The sequence below is a fragment of the Bacillus sp. KS1 genome (assembly GCF_020075515.1).
Lineage (GTDB): Bacteria > Bacillota > Bacilli > Bacillales > Bacillaceae > Bacillus > Bacillus velezensis.
Genome location: NZ_JACAWW010000004.1, coordinates 129,986 through 147,499, shown reverse-complemented (window position 1 = coordinate 147,499; position 17,514 = coordinate 129,986). Strand labels below are relative to the sequence as shown.

19 protein-coding genes are annotated in these 17,514 nt (G+C 48.5%); 15 read left to right on the top strand and 4 right to left on the bottom strand.

Features of this window, described 5'->3' with window-relative positions:
* Positions 1-43: 43 nt before the first annotated feature.
* The 5 genes from HWY38_RS01085 to yunB all read left to right on the top strand — a co-directional run bounded on the left by HWY38_RS01085 (position 44) and on the right by yunB (position 4,413).
* Positions 44-397, top strand: coding sequence for a hypothetical protein (locus HWY38_RS01085; RefSeq protein ID WP_007613566.1), 354 nt, complete (start codon positions 44-46; stop codon positions 395-397).
* A 26-nt stretch (positions 398-423) separates the two neighbouring features.
* Positions 424-1,275: a DUF72 domain-containing protein gene (locus HWY38_RS01080; RefSeq protein ID WP_007613564.1), complete on the top strand. Its 852-nt coding sequence runs from the start codon at positions 424-426 to the stop codon at positions 1,273-1,275.
* A gap of 19 nt (positions 1,276-1,294) precedes the next feature.
* Positions 1,295-2,116 (top strand): sulfite exporter TauE/SafE family protein, encoded by an 822-nt coding sequence (locus tag HWY38_RS01075; protein ID WP_007613562.1) that lies wholly within the window; start codon positions 1,295-1,297, stop codon positions 2,114-2,116.
* Between the two features lie 17 nt (positions 2,117-2,133).
* Positions 2,134-3,528, top strand: a complete 1,395-nt coding sequence (locus HWY38_RS01070) for a bifunctional metallophosphatase/5'-nucleotidase (protein WP_224181094.1) — start codon at positions 2,134-2,136, stop codon at positions 3,526-3,528.
* 126 nt (positions 3,529-3,654) lie between these two features.
* Positions 3,655-4,413 (top strand): sporulation protein YunB, encoded by a 759-nt coding sequence (gene yunB, locus HWY38_RS01065; RefSeq protein WP_014418800.1) that lies wholly within the window; start codon positions 3,655-3,657, stop codon positions 4,411-4,413.
* Between the two features lie 37 nt (positions 4,414-4,450).
* Here yunB and lytH read toward each other — a convergent pair whose 3' ends face one another.
* Positions 4,451-5,428: an L-Ala--D-Glu endopeptidase gene (gene lytH, locus HWY38_RS01060; protein ID WP_032876720.1), complete on the bottom strand. Its 978-nt coding sequence runs from the start codon at positions 5,426-5,428 to the stop codon at positions 4,451-4,453.
* 202 nt (positions 5,429-5,630) lie between these two features.
* Here lytH and lipA point away from each other — a divergent pair, with 202 nt between their 5' ends.
* The 4 genes from lipA to HWY38_RS01040 all read left to right on the top strand — a co-directional run bounded on the left by lipA (position 5,631) and on the right by HWY38_RS01040 (position 8,284).
* Entirely contained in the window at positions 5,631-6,527 is an 897-nt protein-coding gene (lipA, locus tag HWY38_RS01055) for a lipoyl synthase (RefSeq protein WP_003151923.1), read from the top strand.
* 217 nt (positions 6,528-6,744) lie between these two features.
* On the top strand, positions 6,745-7,020 hold the full coding sequence (locus HWY38_RS01050) for a YutD family protein (RefSeq protein ID WP_003151928.1): 276 nt from the start codon (positions 6,745-6,747) through the stop codon (positions 7,018-7,020).
* 25 nt (positions 7,021-7,045) lie between these two features.
* The gene (locus HWY38_RS01045) at positions 7,046-7,480 is read left to right on the top strand and encodes a DUF86 domain-containing protein (RefSeq protein ID WP_038459720.1); all 435 of its coding nucleotides are present in this window, start codon (positions 7,046-7,048) and stop codon (positions 7,478-7,480) included.
* A gap of 33 nt (positions 7,481-7,513) precedes the next feature.
* The gene (locus HWY38_RS01040) at positions 7,514-8,284 is read left to right on the top strand and encodes a TIGR01457 family HAD-type hydrolase (protein WP_013353455.1); all 771 of its coding nucleotides are present in this window, start codon (positions 7,514-7,516) and stop codon (positions 8,282-8,284) included.
* A 27-nt stretch (positions 8,285-8,311) separates the two neighbouring features.
* On the opposite strand, the gene HWY38_RS01035 is transcribed toward HWY38_RS01040, so the two are convergent.
* Positions 8,312-8,812 carry a phosphatidylglycerophosphatase A gene (locus HWY38_RS01035; protein WP_224181093.1) on the bottom strand — a complete coding sequence of 167 codons (501 nt, stop codon included), beginning with the start codon at positions 8,810-8,812 and terminating at the stop codon, positions 8,312-8,314.
* A gap of 154 nt (positions 8,813-8,966) precedes the next feature.
* Between HWY38_RS01035 and yutH the strand changes: the two genes are divergently transcribed.
* The 5 genes from yutH to HWY38_RS01010 all read left to right on the top strand — a co-directional run bounded on the left by yutH (position 8,967) and on the right by HWY38_RS01010 (position 15,550).
* Complete coding sequence (yutH, locus tag HWY38_RS01030; protein ID WP_007613555.1) at positions 8,967-9,983, top strand: spore coat putative kinase YutH; 1,017 nt, start codon at positions 8,967-8,969, stop codon at positions 9,981-9,983.
* 201 nt (positions 9,984-10,184) lie between these two features.
* Complete coding sequence (locus HWY38_RS01025) at positions 10,185-11,486, top strand: homoserine dehydrogenase (RefSeq protein WP_007613551.1); 1,302 nt, start codon at positions 10,185-10,187, stop codon at positions 11,484-11,486.
* Positions 11,486-12,544 carry a threonine synthase gene (gene thrC / locus HWY38_RS01020; RefSeq protein ID WP_015387765.1) on the top strand — a complete coding sequence of 353 codons (1,059 nt, stop codon included), beginning with the start codon at positions 11,486-11,488 and terminating at the stop codon, positions 12,542-12,544. The genes HWY38_RS01025 and thrC overlap by 1 nt, the downstream gene beginning before the upstream one ends.
* Positions 12,541-13,470 carry a homoserine kinase gene (gene thrB / locus HWY38_RS01015; protein WP_003151940.1) on the top strand — a complete coding sequence of 310 codons (930 nt, stop codon included), beginning with the start codon at positions 12,541-12,543 and terminating at the stop codon, positions 13,468-13,470. The genes thrC and thrB overlap by 4 nt, the downstream gene beginning before the upstream one ends.
* 103 nt (positions 13,471-13,573) lie before the next feature.
* Positions 13,574-15,550 carry an alpha/beta hydrolase family protein gene (locus HWY38_RS01010; RefSeq protein WP_224181092.1) on the top strand — a complete coding sequence of 659 codons (1,977 nt, stop codon included), beginning with the start codon at positions 13,574-13,576 and terminating at the stop codon, positions 15,548-15,550.
* A gap of 40 nt (positions 15,551-15,590) precedes the next feature.
* On the opposite strand, the gene HWY38_RS01005 is transcribed toward HWY38_RS01010, so the two are convergent.
* The gene (locus tag HWY38_RS01005) at positions 15,591-15,926 is read right to left on the bottom strand and encodes a NifU family protein (RefSeq protein ID WP_169510385.1); all 336 of its coding nucleotides are present in this window, start codon (positions 15,924-15,926) and stop codon (positions 15,591-15,593) included.
* Positions 15,927-16,005: 79 nt separating this feature from the next.
* Between HWY38_RS01005 and HWY38_RS01000 the strand changes: the two genes are divergently transcribed.
* The gene (locus tag HWY38_RS01000) at positions 16,006-16,332 is read left to right on the top strand and encodes a YuzD family protein (RefSeq protein WP_007613541.1); all 327 of its coding nucleotides are present in this window, start codon (positions 16,006-16,008) and stop codon (positions 16,330-16,332) included.
* Between the two features lie 37 nt (positions 16,333-16,369).
* On the opposite strand, the gene HWY38_RS00995 is transcribed toward HWY38_RS01000, so the two are convergent.
* Entirely contained in the window at positions 16,370-17,437 is a 1,068-nt protein-coding gene (locus HWY38_RS00995; protein ID WP_007613539.1) for an NAD(P)/FAD-dependent oxidoreductase, read from the bottom strand.
* Positions 17,438-17,514: the final 77 nt, after the last annotated feature.

The following is a 17,514-nucleotide window of genomic DNA, read 5'->3' as shown; positions in this document are numbered from 1 at the left end:
AGCGGGTCTCGTGGTATCTTTTTATAAAAAGGAGTAAAACACATTGTATAATCAAATCTTGAACATATTAACGGCATCCTGGTCGCGCAAGACCAGTACAAAATGGACGGAAGATTGCCCGGCCAAAGGCCAGTGCGGCGTAACGGCTTTAGTCATCCAAGATGTTTACGGCGGTGACATTCTCAAAACAAAAACCGGCACAAGCTGGCATTTTTATAACCGAATAGACGGGGAGATATATGATTTCACGAGCGGTCAGTTTTCAGAGCCGATCGTCTATCAGCACATTCTTTCTTCCAGAGATGAGGCATTTTCGGACACCAATGAACATCAGTACCGGTTCCTGAAAAGTGCATTCAGAAAAAACATGGAAACAGAAAGAGAAAAACACCTGTGATAAACTAGAGTGAGAGGTGAAGGATTGTGATTTATATCGGACTGACGGGGTGGGGGGATCATGACAGCATCTATCCGCCGAAAACAGCGGGCCCGCAAAAACTGCAGGTGTATTCCTCCCATTTTCCCATCGTCGAGCTGGACGCGAGCTTTTACGCGATACAGCCCGCCCGTAATAATGAAAGATGGGTCAAAGAGACGCCGGAATCTTTTCAATTTGTCATTAAGGCATATCAAGGAATGACGGGCCATCAGCGCGGCGATATTCCCTTTGAATCGAAGGAAGAAATGTTTGAGGCGTTTAAGCTGTCATTATCGCCGTATATAGAGCATGGAAAGCTTGCCATGGTGCTGTTCCAATTCCCGCCGTGGTTTGACTGCAAGAAAGAAAACGTCGCATATTTAAGATGGTGCAGGCAGCAGATGGGCGATATTCCGTGCGCGCTTGAATTCCGCAACCGGTCTTGGTTTTCCCCGCCATTTTATGAACAGACGCTTTCCTTTATGAAGGAGGAAGGCTGGATTCACAGCATATGTGACGAGCCGCAAATCGGCGAGGGCAGCATTCCGACCGTCCTGAAAGCAACGGATGAAGAAAAAACGCTTGTCCGTTTTCACGGGCGGAACAAGCAGGGCTGGATCAAACCAGACGGCGGACAAAACTGGCGTGAGGTCAGATATTTATACCGCTATAACAAACAGGAGCTCAAAGATTGGAAAAACAATCTTCAGGAGCTGAAAAAGCAGTCGCGCAATCTGTATGTGCTCTTCAACAATAACTCAGGCGGAGACGCCGCCGATAACGGGCTTGAGATGCTTGAAATGTTAGATATCTCATATACCGGGCTTGCTCCGAAACAGCTCGACCTATTCAGCTAGAAAAGAGGTTTCAAGACACATGTCTTATCTTATATTGATCATATTAGGATTTATCGCGGGAACGGTCGGCAGCCTGATCGGGCTTGGGGGAGGAATTATCATCGTGCCGGCGATGCTCTATTTAAGCACGATGACTCCGTTTTTCCATGACGTAACACCGCAGACTGCCATCGGCACGTCCCTTTTGGTGATTATTTTTACGGGACTGTCATCAACTCTGGCCTATATGAAATATAAAACCGTTGACTACAAAAGCGGACTGATCTTTTTTATCGGTTCCGGCCCGGGAAGCATCATCGGCGCGTATTTGTCTAAACTTTTTAATGCGCATACGTTTTCCGTCTGGTTCGGACTTTTTATGATTTTGATTTCCATTACATTAATGCTGAAGGCGAAAGCAAAACCGGTCAATAAAGCGCATAAAGGCATGATCCGGACATATGAGGATGAATCAGGTGAGCTTTATACATATTCGTACCGTATTTTCACCGGTATCGTGATTGCCTTTTTCGTCGGTTTATTGGGCGGTCTTTTCGGCATTGGCGGCGGCTCTCTTATGGTTCCGGCCATGATGCTGTTATTTTTGTTCCCGCCGAAAGTGGCTGTGGCGACGTCAATGCTCATTATTTTCTTATCCTCCGTGACGGGTTCCGTGTCACATATCGCAGAGGGCCATGTCAATTGGCTGTATGCGCTGTGCCTCGTTCCGGGCGCGTGGTTCGGCGGCAAAATGGGCGCGTGGGTCAATAAGCGGGTGCAGACGAAAACGATCGTGCTTTTCATGCGGGTCGTCTTGATTTTGATCGGCTGTGAATTGATTTATCAAGGGATATTCAGCTAAAAGGTAGGAGAGATGGTATGTTAGAGAAGCTCCGTTTATATCATACGAATGATTTGCACAGCCATTTCGAAAATTGGCCGAAAATCGTACATTATATTGAGCAGAAGAGAAGTGAGCATGAAAAGGACGGGGAGGAAACACTCGTATTCGACATCGGCGATCATATGGACCGATTCCAAATGATAACGGAAGCGACCTTCGGCAAAGCAAATGTCGACTTGTTAAACCGGCTTGAGATCGATGCGGCTGCCGTCGGGAATAATGAAGGAATTACGCTGCCTCACGATGAGCTGGCGGATTTATATACCCATGCCGCGTTTCCCGTCATTGTGTCCAACCTGTTTGACGCGGACGGACAGCGGCCGGAATGGGCCGAGCCCTACGTGATCAAAACGCTGAAAAACGGGATGACCGCCGGTATACTCGGCGTCACGGTGCCGTATTATCCCGTCTATCAAAAACTCGGCTGGACGGTGACGGATGCGGAAAAAAGCATTCAAGAATCACTTGACGATATCAAGGGCAAAGCGGACATCATCATTCTGCTTTCTCATTTAGGCCTGATCGATGACCGGGCCGCAGCGGAAAAATTTCCAGACATCGATGTCATTCTTGAATCACATACGCACCACCTTCTTGAGGACGGACAGGACATAAACGGCGTATTGCTTGCATGTGCGGAGAAATACGGGAACTATGTCGGCTGTGTCGAGCTGACGATAGAAAGTGAATCACGAACCATTGTCAGCAAACAGGCATCTGTACAGAAAATGGCTGATTGGCAAGGGGAATCTGAAGATACGGCGGCTTTTCTGAAAGAGAAAGAACGGGAAGCGGAAAACCTGCTCTCCGTACAAGTCGCCAATCTGAATGAAGAAGCCGGCGTGAAGTGGTTTGAGGAATCGCCGCTCCCGCTTCTATTAGCCGAAGCGCTGAAAAGCTGGTGCGGCTGTGAAGTCAGCATGGTGAATTCAGGCGTCATTTTGGGGCCTTTACAGAAGGGGCCTGTCACAAAGCTTGACCTGCACCGTATCTGCCCTCATCCGATCAATCCGGTGGCCGTTCGTCTTTCAGGAAGGGAACTCCAGGAAACAATCAGCCAGGCCGCCTCGGAACAAATGGAGCAGCTGCGGATAAAAGGCCTCGGCTTCCGCGGGGAAGTGATGGGCAGGATGGTATATGCCGGAGCGGAGGCAGAGGCCGGCATTCTTGAAGACGGTGTGACGCATCTCCTCAATGTGAAAGTGAACGGAGAAGAGATTGATCCGGAGCGGATATACTCGGTTGCCGTTCTCGACATGTTTACACTCGGAAAGCTGTTCCCTTACATCCGCGATTCAAAAGAAAAGCAATACTTTATGCCGGAGTTTTTAAGAGATCTGCTCGCCTGGAAGCTCGCGCGGCAGCGGTAATGTCGTATAGCTGCCCGCCGTTCCATCTCATCCGAGTAAAGGTAAGCGGGACTTTTTAAGAGTGAAAATAAAATACTATGTCCCCTCTTACAAGCATACATTGTGATATGTAAGGGGGGATTTTTCTTGCCTAGATACCGGAGCGCTCTTCGCAAGAGAGGGCCTTTGCCTTTTCGATATGTGCTTCTTCTGTCGTTTGCTTTTTTTATCATATCAACAGTCATCAGCCTCTGGATGATCAACTCCTCAATCAAACCGGTGCTGATGAACATCGGAGAAATGGAAACTAAACGGGTGGCGACAGAGGTCATTACGGAATCCATTGAGGAATACATGTCTCACAGCGACAATGTGAAAGATATGGTCGATATGAAAACGGATGAAAACGGAAAAGTCACAACGATGGATTTTAATACACAAATGGTCAACAGCATGAAGGCGAAAGTGACAAAGCAGCTTCAGGCTCATCTGAAGGAAGCGGAGTCGAACAATAAGCAGCATGAAACAGAAAAAGGCGCGAAAACGGCCGATGAAATTATGATCGATATTCCCTTAGGGCAGGTCACGGGAAACAGCATTCTCGGAAATCTCGGGCCGAAAATCCCCGTGCGCTTTAACTTGATCGGCGATGCGTTAACTGATGTGAAAACAAAAATAAAGCCGTACGGCATTAACAATGCCCTGATTGATATCAGTATTTTCGTGGAGATTAAAGTGAAGGTCATTATTCCGTTTGCCAGTAAGACTTCAGTCGTGACAAATAATATTCCGGTCTCCATTAAAGCGATTCAAGGAGAGGTGCCGCAGTTTTATAACGGAAGCGGCGGGTCAGGTGTGACGCCTTCCGTCCAGCTGCCGAATGAAAAACAGAAGAAAGATAAATAAAAACACACAGCCGCAATCTTTCCTGGCGGCTGTGTGTTTACTTTTTCCTGCGGATTTCTTTTCGTTCCCATGCCCTTAAATGGGGATACGGATCAAAAGACCATTCCGATCTGCCGTTATCTTTATACATCCCGTAGTGAAGATGCGGCGGAAATTTTCCCGCGGTGCCCGGCGGTCCGTATCCGGAACTGCCGACAGAGCCGATCACTTCACCGGGTTTGACGATCTGGCCTTTATGCACACCTTTTGCAAAGCCGTTCAGGTGAGCGAAGTAGTGATACGTGTTATTGATATCCCTGATGCCGATTCTCCAGCCGCCGAAACGGTTCCAGCCCTTCATTTCAACAATACCGTAGCAGGTCGATCTGACGGGGAGCCCGTAATGAGCGAACAGATCCGTTCCTTCGTGAATCCGGCGCCCGCCGAAACCCCGGGCGGCGCCCCACGTGCTGCGGTAGCTGTAATCCGTCTTCACGGGAAGCGGAAAGGCGTGCTCTCCGAGATCAAGGCGGCCGAACGTTTTAAACAGTGTCATGAATTCGGTGATAATGCCGACCGTCTGATCACGGCGGTAATAATTCCAGAGGCCGATGCGGATATGGTCAAGATCCGTTCCGAATCCCGCTAAATACTGTGCAAATGTATAAAGGATATCCTCATCATTGCTGACCTCGGCTTTTCCGTCGCCGTCGCCGTCCAGGCCGATCCCGTCAAATACTTTAATGCTGAGAGGCGCATCGTCCTTAGGATTTGGATTTTCAGGGCCGCTCCACAAATGATCCGGAATATAAATGCTGATGATTCCTGCTTTTTCCGGCAGATCCTTTCGGTTCGAGCGGACATTTTCTTCATATTGATCAACCGCCGCAAGCACATACCAAGGAATCTGCGTGACTGCTTCGGCTTTGCGGTACAACTGCATCCGTTCGCCGTAAACAGGAGCCGATTGTTCTTTCCCGCTTGCAGCCGGACAGAAAACTGATAAAAGGAGAAGAGCAGATAACAGAACTTTCACAACATGATCTCCTTTCAGGATTGAATACACATAGTTTGCGGCAACAATCCGAGAAAATGTAAGTAATTCTCTTCCCTTGTCGAGAAATTTTTCCTATGTTAAAGTGACTATTGAATAGAAATCCGCAAGTTTTATATCCATCGTGAAATAGAAATTTTTCGCACACGAACATGAATAAAGGGATAATGGAGATGATGGGGAAATGGCAAAGAAAGACGAGCATCTGAGAAAGCCGGAATGGCTCAAAATAAAGCTGAACACGAATGAAAACTATACGGGCCTGAAAAAATTAATGCGTGAAAATAATCTGCATACCGTATGTGAAGAAGCAAAATGCCCGAACATCCATGAATGCTGGGCTGTCAGACGTACGGCGACGTTCATGATTCTCGGTTCCGTCTGTACGAGAGCATGCCGCTTCTGCGCTGTAAAAACGGGACTGCCGACTGAGCTGGATCTGCAGGAACCGGAACGCGTAGCTGATTCCGTCGCGCTGATGAATTTAAAACACGCCGTCATCACGGCCGTAGCGCGTGATGATCAGAAAGACGGCGGAGCAGGCGTCTTTGCGGAAACGGTCCGGGCGATCCGCAGAAAAAGCCCGTTCACGACAATTGAAGTGCTGCCATCCGATATGGGCGGAAATTACGACAACCTGAAAACATTAATGGATACCCGTCCTGATATTCTGAACCACAACATTGAAACCGTCCGCCGCCTGACACCGAGAGTCCGGGCCCGCGCAACATATGACCGTTCTTTGGAATTCTTGCGCCGTGCGAAAGAAATGCAGCCTGACATCCCGACGAAATCAAGCATTATGATCGGTCTCGGCGAAACGAAGGAAGAAATTATTGAAGTGATGGACGACCTGCTTGCGAACAATGTCGACATCATGGCGATCGGCCAATACCTGCAGCCGTCGAAAAAACATTTAAAAGTCCAAAAATATTATCATCCGGACGAATTTGCCGAACTGAAAGAAATCGCGATGCAAAAAGGCTTCAGCCACTGTGAAGCAGGCCCGCTTGTCCGTTCTTCCTACCATGCGGATGAACAAGTGAACGAAGCGTCTAAAAAACGTCAGGCCCAAGCATAAGATAAGCCGAAAAAACCCAAAACGCCGCAGGTTTTGGGTTTTTTGTGATGGAGCCGTTTTTGCAGGGAAAAAGTCATTCTTGAATAAGGATCGTCTGAACCGCTACACTGGATATAAAGAGGAAAAATTCTCCGTCCGTCCAAACCGTCTCATTTTGCAATTGATGGACAGAAGTCAATGAATTATGATAGTAAAGAGTGATAAAAGAGGTGAAGACATGATTCTTATTCAAAATGCCGAGTTTGAACTCGTACACGATTTTAAAAACGGCTTTAATGAAGAAGCGTTCAAAGCCCGCTATTCGGACATATTAAATAAATATGATTACATTGTGGGAGACTGGGGATACAGTCAGCTGCGGCTCAAAGGCTTCTTTGATGACCAGAATCAAAAAGCAACCTTTGAAACGAAAATCAGCACATTGGACGAATACATTTACGAATACTGCAATTTCGGCTGCGCGTATTTTGTTTTAAAACGAATCAGAAAATAATTGATGCAGAAGGGGATGCTGTCACGTGTATTTTGTTGACAGAAATAATATCGAACAAACACTCCGTTTTTTTGAGACCCAGCTGGCGCTGTTTGACAGCACGCCTGCATGGCAGAGCGAAATCGAAAAAAGGGCGCTTGAGCGGATCAGCCATCTTATGATCGAATGCATTCTCGATGTCGGAAATGATATGATTGACGGCTTTATCATGCGCGATCCGGGCAGTTATGACGACATCATGGATATTCTGACGGATGAAAAGGTGGTAGCTGAGGATGAAGGGAATAAGCTGAAGCAGCTGATCTCTTCCAGAAAGCAGCTTGTCCAGGAATATCAGCATGCCGATCATCAGGAGCTGTTTACGCTGATCACGTCAAACAGAGATGTGCTGAAAGCCTTTCCGGCCCGTGTAAGAACCTACCTGGAAACAGAATTAGGGCCTGTTTCCGCATTTAAATAACAACGAGTGAGAAAATCCACAGGAGTGTTGAGTATGAAAGATTATAAAGGATATTTGATAGATTTGGACGGCACAATGTACAACGGGACGGAAAAAATCGAAGAAGCGTGTGAATTCGTGAGAACGCTTAAAGCGCGCGGCATTCCGTATTTATTCGTAACGAACAATTCTTCCCGGACGCCGAAGCAGGTGGCGGACAAGCTGATGAGCTTTGACATTCCTGCATCTGAAGAGCAGGTCTTCACGACGAGCATGGCTACTGCGCAGCATATCGCCCAGCAGAAAAAAGACGCGTCGGTGTATGTGATCGGCGAAGAAGGCATCCGCCAGGCCATTGAAGAAAACGGGCTGAGCTTCGGGGAAGAAAACGCGGACTTTGTCGTTGTGGGAATCGACCGCGGCATTACATATGAAAAGTTGGCAACGGGATGCCTTGCGATCAGAAACGGCGCCCGGTTCATTTCAACAAACGGCGACGTCGCCATTCCGACTGAAAGAGGGCTTTTACCAGGGAACGGTTCGCTTACATCCGTTTTGACGGTGTCAACGGGCGTTGAGCCTGTCTTTATCGGCAAGCCTGAATCCATTATTATGGAACAGGCGATGCGTGTGCTCGGAACGGATATTTCCGAAACACTCATGGTCGGCGATAACTATGCAACGGATATTATGGCCGGCATCAATGCTGGAATGGATACGCTGCTGGTTCACACCGGAGTGACAAAGCGTGAACATATGGCCGGTTATGACCAAAAACCGACATATGCGATTGACTCTTTAACCGAATGGATTGAACATCTATAAAAAAAGGGACGGCCATGACGGCCGTCCTTATTCTGTATTTCTGGCGCTGTGAGCAAGCCGGCTTGAAGCCGCTGCTGCGATTGCGCCGACGATATCATCAAGAAACGTATGGCATTCGCCCGTAGATTTATCATTTAACCGCCCAAGAATGCCGGGTTTTTCTTTGTCAATGTAGCCGTAATTCGTAAAGCCGATCGAGCCGTATATATTCACGATAGAGAAGGCGAGCACCTCGTCAACCCCATACAGGCTTTCATCAATCGTCAGAATGGTCTGAAGCGGTTCAGACAGCTTTTTTTGTTCGGCGAGCACATCTAATTCTATTCCCGTTAAAATGGCGTTTTGCACCTCGCGTTTTGCGATGACACGGTCCACATTGAGCCTGCATACCTCCATCGTCAAATCAGGATGATATTTTTTTTGAAGGAAATACACCAGCTCGGCGATATCGTCCGTCTCAACCCCCCGTTCTTTTAAACGCGCCCTGGCGACAGCTTCCACCTGATTCAGTTGTTCCTTTTCTGACATTTGCTTCACCCAATCTTTTTTTACTAGTTTATACAACATCCTTCCGATGTGTACGATGTTTCTCCACTTGATTCAAAGGATTACAATATGTATTCATAATTCCGCCGGCGTATGACTACGATGTGAATAGCTCTAATTTTTCAGGCAGGTGATTATGATGAAAAGCATCATTAAAGAAAAGTACGGCATCCACGTCAGACAGCTTTCCGTTTATCAGAAATACCAATGCTTCCAGACGCCTAATTCCTTCTTTCTTATAATTCCCGTTTCCGGGTTTTCGCAATCAGAGCTGACGGAGCTTTACTACATGAGTCAGTATTTACAAGAACAAAGTGACCCATACGTTTCAGTGTTTATCTTTACGAAGGAAGGAGAACTGACCTTTGAGGACGAAGGCAAAACGTATGCGCTCTTAAAAGCGCCGATTCCCGTCTCAAACCGGTCTTTTTCTGTCGGAGGGGAGCTTGCCGAATTTCACAGAAAAGGGCGGGGTTTCCCGTACGAAGTGAAAGAAGCGGGCAGGATCGGCCAATGGAAGGACTTATGGGGAAAACGGGTGGATCAGCTGGAATCATTCTGGATGCAGAAAATTCATATGTCTCCGCTTGAACCGTTCGAAAAGAAAATGATCGAAGCATTTCCTTATTATTCAGGCTTAGCGGAAAACGCCATTCAATATTTAGTGGATACGGAGCTGGATGACAATCCCGGCGCAGAAGACTCGGGGACAATCTGCCATCAGCGGATGGAACGGGATACCTGGTCGGAGGAATCATTGATCCGCATTCCGGGCGATTGGGTATTCGACCATGCCGCCCGTGATATTGCGGAATATATGCGCAGCACATATTTGTATCATCGTGACGACCTGCTCAAAGATGGGTTTTTGTTTCTGCAGGAATATGAGCAAGTTACGCCGTTATCCTCCTTTTCCAAGCGCCTGTTTTACAGCCGCCTGCTGTTTCCGCTCCATTTCTTCGAGACGGTGGAGAGCTATTACATTTCTCATGATTCTGAAAAACAGTTTTACGAAGAGCAGCTTGACTACATTCTTGCCGACTGCACCCGCTATGAACAGTTTTTACAGACATGTCACAACATGATGAATGTCAGGTCGGCGCAGGTTTTTGTCCCGCCTGTGGCTTGGCTCGGAAAAGGAATCAGTTCGTAAGAAAATATAACGTAAAAATATTTAGAAAATAGGGAATCTTGTCATATCAGTGTGTTAAGCGTTTTCATATCCGTAGAAACAATATTCAGCCGCTTGTCAAAACAAATGCGGGCTTATATAATATTTGTAACTTAAATGTCTGTGAAGGGTTAACAATTGTCCTTTTCTAGTGGACAAAAGGAAGAAAGGTGGAGTTTCTCTTTGGAAGCGATTCGTATTGGACTGTTAGGACTGGGAACCGTGGGAAGCGGTGTCGTCAAAATTATACAAGATCATCAGGATAAGCTTATGCACCAGGTCGGCTGTCCGGTGACGATCAAAAAAGTGCTAGTTAAAGATATTGATAAAAAACGAGACGCAGACCTGCCGAAAGAAGTGCTGACGACAGAAGTCTATGATGTAATCGATGACCCTGAGGTCGACGTGATTATTGAAGTCATCGGCGGTGTCGAACAGACGAAGCAATATCTTCTTGACGCCTTGAAAGCGAAAAAACATGTTGTGACCGCAAATAAAGATCTGATCGCCGTATATGGCTCAGAGCTTTTAGCCGCCGCAAAGGAAAATGGCTGTGACTTGTATTATGAAGCGAGTGTCGCCGGCGGAATCCCGATTTTACGCACGCTCGAAGAAGGCCTTTCCTCTGACCGGATCACAAAAATGATGGGAATCGTCAACGGAACGACGAACTTCATCTTAACGAAAATGATTAAAGAAAAAAGCCCGTATGAAGAAGTGCTGAAGGAAGCGCAGGATCTCGGATTCGCGGAAGCGGACCCGACCGCCGATGTAGAAGGGCTCGATGCCGCGCGCAAGATGGCGATTTTAGCCCGTCTCGGCTTCTCTATGGACGTTGATCTGGACGATGTCAAAGTAAAAGGAATTTCCCGGATTACGGATGAAGACATCAGCTTCAGCAAACGGCTCGGCTATACGATGAAGCTGATCGGCATCGCCCAGCGTGATGACAATAAAATCGAAGTCAGCGTTCAGCCGACACTGCTCCCGGATCATCATCCGCTCTCTGCCGTGCATAACGAGTTTAATGCCGTTTACGTGTACGGAGAAGCCGTAGGCGAAACGATGTTTTACGGCCCCGGAGCCGGAAGCATGCCGACTGCGACATCAGTCGTTTCCGATCTGGTCGCGGTCATGAAAAACATGCGTCTCGGCGTAAACGGAAACAGCTTTGTCGCCCCGCAGTTTGAAAGAAATCTGAAGCAGCCGTCTGATATCTACGCCCAGCAGTTTTTAAGAATTCATGTCAAAGACCAGGTGGGCTCTTTTTCAAAAATCACATCGGCCTTCTCAGAGCGCGGCGTCAGCTTTGAAAAAATTCTGCAGCTGCCGATCAAAGGACATGACGATCTCGCGGAAATCGTCATCGTCACGCATCATACATCGGAAGAAGATTTCAGTGACATTCTGCAAAACTTAAATGATCTAGAAGTTGTACAAGAAGTAAAAAGCACATATCGTGTAGAAGGGAACGGTTGGAGCTAATGTGGAAAGGACTCATCCATCAATATAAAGAATTTCTGCCGGTGACGGATCGGACGCCGGCCCTGACATTGCATGAAGGCAATACGCCGCTGATTCACCTCCCGAAGCTTTCTGAAAAGCTCGGAATTGAACTGCATGTGAAAACAGAAGGCGTTAATCCGACGGGATCTTTTAAAGACCGCGGCATGGTCATGGCGGTCGCCAAAGCGAAAGAAGAAGGCAATGATACCATCATGTGCGCCTCAACAGGCAACACATCCGCTGCGGCTGCCGCATACGCGGCGAGAGCCGGCATGAAATGCATCGTCATCATCCCGGACGGGAAAATCGCCTTCGGAAAGCTTGCGCAGGCCGTCATGTACGGTGCGGAAATCATCGCGATTGACGGAAACTTTGACGACGCGCTGGCCATCGTCCGGTCGATTTGTGAAAAATCACCGATTGCATTAGTGAATTCAGTAAACCCTTACCGGATTGAAGGGCAAAAAACAGCGGCCTTTGAAGTATGCGAACAGCTCGGCGAAGCGCCGGACATTCTGGCGATCCCGGTAGGAAATGCCGGGAATATCACGGCCTACTGGAAAGGGTTCAAAGAATATCATGAGAAAAACGGCACCGGACTTCCGAAGATGCGCGGTTTTGAAGCGGAAGGTTCTGCGGCTATCGTTCGCGGTGAGGTCATTAAAAATCCAGAAACCGTTGCGACGGCAATCCGAATCGGGAATCCCGCCAGCTGGGACAAAGCCGTGCTCGCTGCGGAAGAATCAGCCGGAAAAATTGATGAAGTCACAGATGGAGAAATCCTTCACGCTTATCAGCTGATTGCCCGTGAAGAAGGCGTATTTGCCGAGCCGGGCTCCTGTGCATCCATCGCCGGCGTTTTGAAACAGGTGAAATCCGGTGAAATTCCAAAAGGAAGCAAGGTTGTCGCAGTTTTGACCGGAAACGGCCTGAAAGATCCGAATACGGCTGTGGACGTATCTGACATAAAACCGATCACGCTGCCGACAGATGAGGACAGTATTCTGGAATACTTAAATGGAGCGGCGCGTGTATGAATGAGGCGGAGATGCTGTTTTCCATTACGGTTCCGGGAAGCACCGCCAACTTAGGACCTGGGTTTGATTCCATCGGAATGGCGCTCAGCAGATACTTGAAGCTTTCGGTTTTCCGAAACGATGAATGGCAGTTCTCGGCGGAAACCGAAACTGTCGCGGGCATCCCTCAAGGAACGGACAACCTCATCTACCAAGTCGCCAAACGGACGGCTGACCGCTATCAAAAAGAGCTGCCGCCCGCCCATGTCAAAGTATGGAGTGACATCCCCCTTGCACGGGGTCTCGGAAGCAGCGCGGCCGCTATCGTCGCCGCCATTGAGCTTGCGGATGAGTTATGCGGCCTGCAGCTGTCGGAAAGCGACAAGCTGCACTTAGCGAGTCTTGAAGAGGGGCACCCTGATAATGCCGCTGCTTCCCTTGCAGGAGGGCTTGTGATCGGCCTTCACGAAGAAGATGAAACACATATCGTGCGTGTTGCCGAAGCGGATATCGACGTTGTGGCAGTCATTCCGTTTTACGAAGTTCTGACCAGGGACGCAAGAGACGTGCTCCCGAAAGAGCTGCCGTACCGACGCGCCGTTAAAGCAAGCGCCGTCAGCAACCTTCTCGTTGCTGCGATCATGTCAAATGACTGGGCGCTCGCCGGGAAAATGATGAGAAAAGACATCCTCCATCAGCCGTACCGCGCCATGCTTGTTCCTGAGCTTTCAAAGGTGGAACATGCGGCCGAAATGAAAGGCGCTTACGGAACGGCGCTGAGCGGAGCGGGACCGACGATTCTTGTCCTGATTGAAAAAGGAAAGGGAGAAGAGCTGAGAAAACAGCTTTCTGAGCATTTCCCCCACTGTGAGATTGCGGCGCTTACCGTCCCGTCAGAAGGAAGCGTAATTGAACGGAATCCTTTAGAGCAGGTGAAAAGTGTATAATGATAAAAAAGCGTTCTTCCCATCAGAGAAGGACGCTTTCTTTTTCTGGAGAAGGATTTTTATTTAGGGAAGCGAAATAAAAAAGAAAAGGAGGAGAAACGATTTGAAAAAACTCATAACCGAGGAGGACATTGCGACTCTCGTATCCGTGACAGACCCGCAATATGCCCCTGACGGCAGAAGAGCCGCTTACGTCCGGACAACAGTCAATCATAAGCGTGATGCCTATTCCTCAGCCATTATGGTATATGACACAGAATCCGGCATCTCAAACCCGTGGACTTTCGGGGACAACAGAAATACAAGTCCGCGGTGGTCGCCTGACGGACGGCGCCTCGCCTTTGTTTCTGACAGGGGGAACGGCATCCCTCAGCTGTACATCATCGACGCTGCCGGCGGAGAGGCGGAGCAGGCGGCCGATATTCCTTGGGGCGTATCAGATCCGATATGGGCGCCCGACGGCAGATCCGTGCTTGTGTCCGTCAGTCTGACATCAGCGGAGCGCGCCGATGAGAAAGAAAAAAAGAAGCATGACGAGTATGAGCCGGTTGACATTCAGTCATTAACATATAAACGTGACGGGAAAGGCCTGCTGAACGGAAGCTGGGCCCAGCTTGTGCTGATTCATCTTGAAACGGGGGAGGTTCAGCAGCTGACGGATCATGAAGCGGATCATTATGACGCGGCCTTTTCACCGGATGGCAGGCAGCTTGCGTTTACCGCCAATTTATACGAGCCGGGTGACGCCGGAAAGCCGAGCGATGTCTATCTGATGAATCTGGCGGACGGAAGCCTGAAGCAGATTACGCCGCACCGCGGTTCTTTCGGTTCCTGCGTGTTTTCACCGGACGGTTCTTATATCGCGATGCTGGGCCATGAAAATGAATTTCGCAATGCGACTTTAGAAAAAGCGTGGCTGTACGACGTGAAAACTGAGCGGCTGTCCTGCCTGACCGACATGCTGGATGTTCATTTGAGCGATGCGCTGATTGCGGATTCAATCATAGGAGGAGTGACGCCCCGGCCGGTATGGACATACGACGGGCAGGGTTTTTACGTTCTCGGGAGCGAGCAGGGAAGCACCGGTATTTATTATATCTCGATTGACGGCCTCGTATATCCGATCCGATTAGAAGAAGAGTATGTGAACGGTTTTGCTTTTCATCCTGATCAGAAAAGCTGTATCGCAGTCATTGCCAAACCCGCACAGCCTTCCGAGCTTTACAGCATTTCACTTGAAGATGGGGAAGAGAAGCAATTGACATTCGACAATGATCGGTTTATTGAGGAGCGTATCATATCCGTGCCGGAAAAGCTGCAATATGAAACAAAGGACGGGCTGACGGTAAACGGCTGGTTTTTAAAGCCCGCCGTTTTTGAAGAAGATCAAACTTATCCCCTCATTCTATACATACACGGCGGGCCTCACATGATGTATGGCCATACGTATTTTCACGAATTCCAAGTGCTGGCCGCACAAGGATATGCTGTCGTGTATGTCAACCCAAGAGGAAGCCATGGCTACGGGCAGGATTTTGTCAATCGTGTCAGGGGTGATTACGGAGGCGGAGATTACCGTGATGTCATGCAGGCGGTGGATGAAGCCATTCAGGCGTATCCGTTTATTGACAGTGGCCGTCTCGGTGTGACGGGCGGAAGCTACGGAGGGTTTATGACGAATTGGATTGTCGGGCAGACAGACCGTTTTAAAGCAGCCGTCACGCAGCGCTCCATTTCAAATTGGTTCAGCTTCCACGGTGTCAGCGATATCGGTTTCTTTTTTACCGACTGGCAGCTCGGGCATGATTTGTTTGAGGAAGCGGATAAGCTTTGGGATCGTTCTCCTGTAAAATATGCGTCCCGCGTTTCGACGCCGCTTTTGATTCTGCACGGTGAGCGAGATGACCGCTGTCCGATAGAGCAGGCCGAGCAGCTCTTTACCGCGTTGAAGAAACTGAACAAAACGACGTCGTTCATCCGGTTTCCGAAAGCCACGCATGAGCTGTCGAGAAGCGGCCATCCGGAACAGCGGATGAAACGCATCCGTTATATTTGTTCATGGTTTGATGACTATTTGTAAAAAATAAAAAACCAGGCTGTCATGCAGCCTGGTTTTACGATTAAAATACTTGTTCTACTTCAACGACACCCGGTACTTCTTCAAGAAGGGCGCGTTCGATTCCGGCTTTCAGCGTAATCGTTGAACTTGGGCAGCTGCCGCATGCGCCAAGGAGGCGAAGCTTTACGATGCCTTCGTCTACGTCAACAAGCTCACAGTCACCGCCGTCACGAAGCAGAAACGGACGTAATTTATCCAATACTTCCTGTACTTGCTCTTTCATTTCAACCTCAGTCATGAGATTCGCTCCTTTCATATACATAAAACCATTATATTCACAGTAACGGTAAAAATCTAATGTTTGGTTTGCAAAGCTGCTTTCCCCATTATAGCATATTTAAACTTGAACATAAAAACCGTTTTTTATACAAAAGCTGCCTCGTCCTTTGTATACTGGTGTAAAGGGGATGATATACATGACAAAGCCGGTTACGCTCAGTGTTTACGGCGCTGAAACGCTTTGCGCAAGCTGCGTGAATATGCCGAGCGCCAAAGATACGTTTGAATGGCTGGAGGCGGCGCTGAAACGGAAATATCCGGAGCAGCCTTTTAGCATGCGGTATATTGATATCGACGCACCGCCTCAGCAAAAGGAGACAGAAGAGCTTGCGGAGCGCATCAGAAACGATGAATTCTTCTATCCGCTTGTGCTGGTGGAGGATGTCATTGTGGGGGAAGGGAATCCGCATTTAAAAGATATATATGAAGAAATGGAAAAGCGCGGCTATGTTGCGGGCTCTTAAAAATGGCCGCTGATCGCAATCAGCGGCTATTTTCTTATCAGCCGTTATGATGCTTGTACATCCATAAAAGGCCTGATTTTAATAAACGGGGCACACGCCCGATGAGCGGACGGTCGTTGACAAGACCGAAGCCCGCTTTTTTTCCGAGTGAACCGAGAACGCCTTTCAGCTTAAATTGCGGCATTGTTTCCGGCAGCTCTTCATTGTTCCAGCGTTTCAGGAGGATCTGCACAATTTGTTCCGCTTGCGCTTCAGCCAGCTGGGCGCTCGGCGCATGCGGCAGGCTCGCGCAATCACCGACGACGTAAACATGCTCATCGCCCGGAAGGTTGTGATGCGGTGTTAAAACGATGCGGCCTTGCGGGTCTTTTTCAGCGTCCAGTTCTCTGACGGCTTTATTCGGCTGAATTCCCGCCGTCCACACGATGGCATCGGCCGGTATTCCTTCATCATGATTATAAACGATGCCGTCTTCCACTTTTGTAATATTCGCATTATTGATAATGGTGACGCCGTGTTCTTCAAACCATTTCTGAACGTACTTGCTGAGTCTTTTCGGAAAGCTTGATAAAATCAGGTCGCCCCGGTCAAATAACATAATCTTCAGATCGTCACGGCTCTCTCTTAATTCACTGGCAAGCTCCACGCCGCTTAATCCCGCTCCGACGATAGCGACAGATGCATTGGCGCCGAGGTTGTTCAGCTTTTGATAGGCTTCGCGTGACTGATCAATGGTCTGAATGCTGTAAGTATGTTCCGGCGCGCCGGGCACGTTATGATACTTATCCTCGCAGCCCAGTCCGATCACCGCGTCATCGTAAGAAATCGGTTCGCGGTCATGAAACAGAACCTGTTTGTTTTTCGTGTCGACGGAAGCCACCTCACCGTATTGAACATCCAGATTCGGATGCTCAGGAAAAGACACCCTGATATGATGATCAGAAATCGTGCCGGCGGCAAGCGCATAATATTCTGTTTTTAAGCAGTGATACGGGTTTCTGTCAATCAGCGTGATGGATATATCTGACGGAAGCTGGTTCGGCAGTAAGCGGTGCAGCACCCGCATGTTTCCGTAACCCCCGCCGATCAAGACCAATTTTTTCATAATGATTCCCCTTTTGCCCGAAAAATATGGTAGTCAATGTTGTTACAAAATAACGAACTATGTAAAATAACATCTAG

What these genes read in the sequence shown, in the direction of transcription:
- HWY38_RS01075 (WP_007613562.1), top strand. Translation starts at nt 1,295, where the DNA reads ATGTCTTATCTTATATTGATCATATTAGGATTTATCGCGGGAACGGTC.
- HWY38_RS01070 (WP_224181094.1), top strand. Translation starts at nt 2,134, where the DNA reads ATGTTAGAGAAGCTCCGTTTATATCATACGAATGATTTGCACAGCCAT.
- lipA (WP_003151923.1), top strand. Translation starts at nt 5,631, where the DNA reads ATGGCAAAGAAAGACGAGCATCTGAGAAAGCCGGAATGGCTCAAAATA.
- HWY38_RS01050 (WP_003151928.1), top strand. Translation starts at nt 6,745, where the DNA reads ATGATTCTTATTCAAAATGCCGAGTTTGAACTCGTACACGATTTTAAA.
- HWY38_RS01040 (WP_013353455.1), top strand. Translation starts at nt 7,514, where the DNA reads ATGAAAGATTATAAAGGATATTTGATAGATTTGGACGGCACAATGTAC.
- HWY38_RS01035 (WP_224181093.1), bottom strand. Translation starts at nt 8,812, where the DNA reads ATGTCAGAAAAGGAACAACTGAATCAGGTGGAAGCTGTCGCCAGGGCG.
- yutH (WP_007613555.1), top strand. Translation starts at nt 8,967, where the DNA reads ATGATGAAAAGCATCATTAAAGAAAAGTACGGCATCCACGTCAGACAG.
- thrC (WP_015387765.1), top strand. Translation starts at nt 11,486, where the DNA reads ATGTGGAAAGGACTCATCCATCAATATAAAGAATTTCTGCCGGTGACG.
- thrB (WP_003151940.1), top strand. Translation starts at nt 12,541, where the DNA reads ATGAATGAGGCGGAGATGCTGTTTTCCATTACGGTTCCGGGAAGCACC.
- HWY38_RS01000 (WP_007613541.1), top strand. Translation starts at nt 16,006, where the DNA reads ATGACAAAGCCGGTTACGCTCAGTGTTTACGGCGCTGAAACGCTTTGC.
- HWY38_RS00995 (WP_007613539.1), bottom strand. Translation starts at nt 17,437, where the DNA reads ATGAAAAAATTGGTCTTGATCGGCGGGGGTTACGGAAACATGCGGGTG.